Annotated in this window: 1 protein-coding gene; it reads right to left on the bottom strand. The window is 47.8% G+C overall.

The genetic code is table 11. The annotated features are described in order from the left end of the window. Positions 1 to 3,358 (bottom strand): transglutaminase-like domain-containing protein (locus KDK17_RS06305; protein ID WP_257287621.1); only part of this gene is annotated, 3,358 nt, incomplete at both ends.

Genomic DNA, 3,358 nt, shown 5'->3' with positions numbered 1-3,358 from the left:
ACGCTGTTCAAAAACTCTTCGGCAATTTTTGTCAGCTCATCGGATCTGAGCACCAGAGCGTTACCGGCGTTGAGTGCCTGCCGTAAGTGAGTATCCCTGAGAGACTTCGCAAATGGGTCAGAGCTATCGATTTTATACATCATGGCATACAGCTCTTCTGGTGAGGATGGCTCATGAGCGCCATAGATGTCCAGATAGTCCTTTGGTGTGATGTGATCAATCATAGTAGCTTTGGCCCAGCAATACGTTAAGCCACCGGCTTTTGAGTGCGTCATTTCATACAGGTAATAACTGAAGGCTTGCTGAATCGCTTGCTGGTATTTGTACCTTAAACCATTCCAAAGCCTATAATCCTCAACTGCTAACCCATAGGGATTGAGTTTGATTTTTTCCGTTATCTGCTTCAAGTCCGGGCTGCTCTCAACTTTTCGATGAAACAGGACTCTGACTTTTTCCGCAATCACGGTCTTTCCCCAGGAAGGTTCCCCGAGGATAATCACTGGACGGTGGTTCGCCTTGCCAGAGCTCAACTTTGCAAACGCGGGGTGGTGCACCAGCATTCGTTCTATATTCGGAACTCCCTCGGGGTCGTCCGTCCAGGCGATCTGTAAAGACGACTGAATAATTTTATACGTAAGGAATGACGAAAACCCATCATGACAATGAGTCACGAACCAGGCTTCACCCTTTCTACTTTGGAAGCTTTTGTAAACCAACCGCCATGTCTGGCTATTTTTTTCTCTGGAAAATAACTTCCGGTACCACATTTTCAGAGCATGGGCGGCTTCAAACTTCACTTCATCGACGGCTTCCAGACGTACCAAAGTCTCATGGTGTATATCAGCAAGCCCTGTATAGAAGTCGTTGATTGGCGGTTGGTCCAGCCAACCCGATTTCAGGGTTTTACGGACAAATTGAATAACCGAAGGTCTGGTTAAGTCAATGTGCTTCAGTATGTCCAGAATTAAATGAAACCATTGCAGAGGGTTTGCTCCGCCATGAACAATCATTTTTGAATGGAGTGACTTGAGTTGTTCTGTGACCTGATCTTCATCGCTGTTGGACAAGATTTCTTTTATTGCCTCCGACATTGGTTTACTCAAATTGTCTTCGTTGTAAGCCAAAAAAACGCTCCATATTACCCCGTAACCACTCGGTGTTTCTGTCTCCAGTGACTCCAGCATTGAGACGCCCATGACAAAACCGGTTAAGTTTTTTTCCTTCCAAAGGTTACGGACTATTTCGAAAATACTTAGATGGGTTTTTGGTAAAGCACTCTTTGTCGCTAAAGCGTTGTTCAGTTCCATCAGGCTCATGCCACAAGCTTTAGCCAGAGTTTGCTGTTGTGTTAAATCAGCGCCTTTCAGGAATTCCTTCAGGAGATCCAGAGTCTTCTTTAACTCAGTGCTGGAAACAGTTCCTTTCGTATTCGGCTGGAAGGCAGGTGTGATTGTTGTTACCTGTGCGGGTCCCCCACCCAAATCGACCGATTTCCAGGTTTGGCCTCCATCCTCGGAATACTCAGCAAAGCAGTGGATAAAGTTATCGATTAGCCGACATGGAATCCCGAAATAACGACAAAAAGCAATAAAAACAGTCACACGATGATGGCAGCTACCCTGCCGTTTTGTTACGAGGAATTTAAAAAAATTCTCATGACTCTCTGGTTGAATCTCACCGGAAAACTCTGCGCAATAGTCCGTGATCGCCCGAATGAGTTGTGTCTTGTCTTTGGCGTTTTTTATTGCCTGCAATGGCGCCTGTACTTCGGGTAGTTGCTGGCCAATGGTCTTAAACAGTTCGTCCAGTACGTTTTTCATGCCTTCTGAACAGTGGGTGTCAAACCGTGTTGATTGTTCTTGCAGGGCTTCTTTAGTCAATGTTTGTTTACTCGCTACTCTGGATTCCACGACATAAGTCACTTGGATACTCTGGTTAGCTTTGGCATCAGGAACAGACAGTGTGTGAAGCCCGGTATATCGATCCCGGATCAGGGTAAATGCCATATCAGGTTCTATACGCAGGGCCACGATATAGTCGTCAGGGTTCAGGCTGGGCAAGGCATATTGGCCGTTTTTTGATGAACAGCTAAAAGTCGCCAGCGCTTGATCGCTGGTTAATAGCACTGGTTGGTCCTGCCCTGGTAACCGTTCCGGTATGAGGGTTTCAACCCCATCAATGTCTTTATCATTGAGATCGATCTCTTTGACATCGCCTTTGGCAGTCACATAAATATCCCGTGCCAAGTGGCGATACAGACGAGAAGAATGGTAGCAATCAAAAATTTTATAATCGTCAAGCTGTGACTTCTCCTGGTATTCATAGTTCGTTGTCCGGTTCAATGCCGGAGCCTGTTTCTCGTGGACTTCCGGATCGTATTGTTCAGCAGCGTTATCAGTGGCAATAGTTGACGCTCTGTTAACAGGGTTCGACTGACCAATTATCTGATACCAGAACGCGGGCCTTAGTGGAAGCGCCCCGGAGCTCCTTGCGCTTATCCGCTGATCAGCCTCCTGAAGGAAGGGCTGATAAGTCGATATTTTCAGCGTTTGCTCCTGCTCTTTCGTCAGTGGAAACACGCTATTAACGTCCATGCCCGTATGGCCAAACTCATGATCAAACCATCGTCGCTGCCAGTGTACGTAGAGTGCCTTGGTGAGCATATCATCCGACTGATCCGGCTTCAGGGAAAGGCCGGATGCCTGCCATCTGGCCTGAGCTACCATCCTGATTATTTCCGTTCTGGCTTCTTCTTCAGTCAGACGAGTCTCGACACGAATTTCATGGCGTTTCTCATCAATACTGTTGAGATCACTGCGTCGTATCACCCACGGACGCTCAATGTCCGATACCATGTGGTTGAACCAATCCCAAAGTTGATAATCAAAAGCGCTTTTACTCGTGGCAAGTGCCGATGACTTTGGTAGTGCCCCCAGAGAGATCCCGGCGGCCATCAGATAAAGCCGGTAATGTTGATTGAGGCACTGATGAAGTCCGTCTTTGGTAAAATCGCCCCCTTGGACGATGGCCCGGGCCGCATTTTGTAGATCAAGACTGGTTGGCTGCAATGGTAAGTTTTGCCTTTGCAGGCAGGCCCTCAAACGACAATGTTGCTCAGTCAGCCATTCAGCCACGATTTTCCCGTGCCAGGTCTGTGGCAACACTTTCTCAGCAATGGCACGCAATTCTGCCGGGTTGTACTGCCGGATGGGTATATGTCGAAAACGCCCTTTCAGTGCCGGTGATAACGGTTTTCGCCCGCTATACTCCGGTGGGTTGATGGTGGCAAACAGGTGGAATCCCGGATGAGCGTCACCGGCCAGAATATCGTTCAACTCACCTTCCAGGTGCTGGCTGT

The organism is Endozoicomonas sp. SESOKO2, assembly GCF_024606245.1.
GTDB lineage: Bacteria > Pseudomonadota > Gammaproteobacteria > Pseudomonadales > Endozoicomonadaceae > Endozoicomonas_A.
The sequence above is the reverse complement of the archived record's forward strand: the minus strand, read 5'-3'. Positions and strand labels throughout refer to the sequence as shown.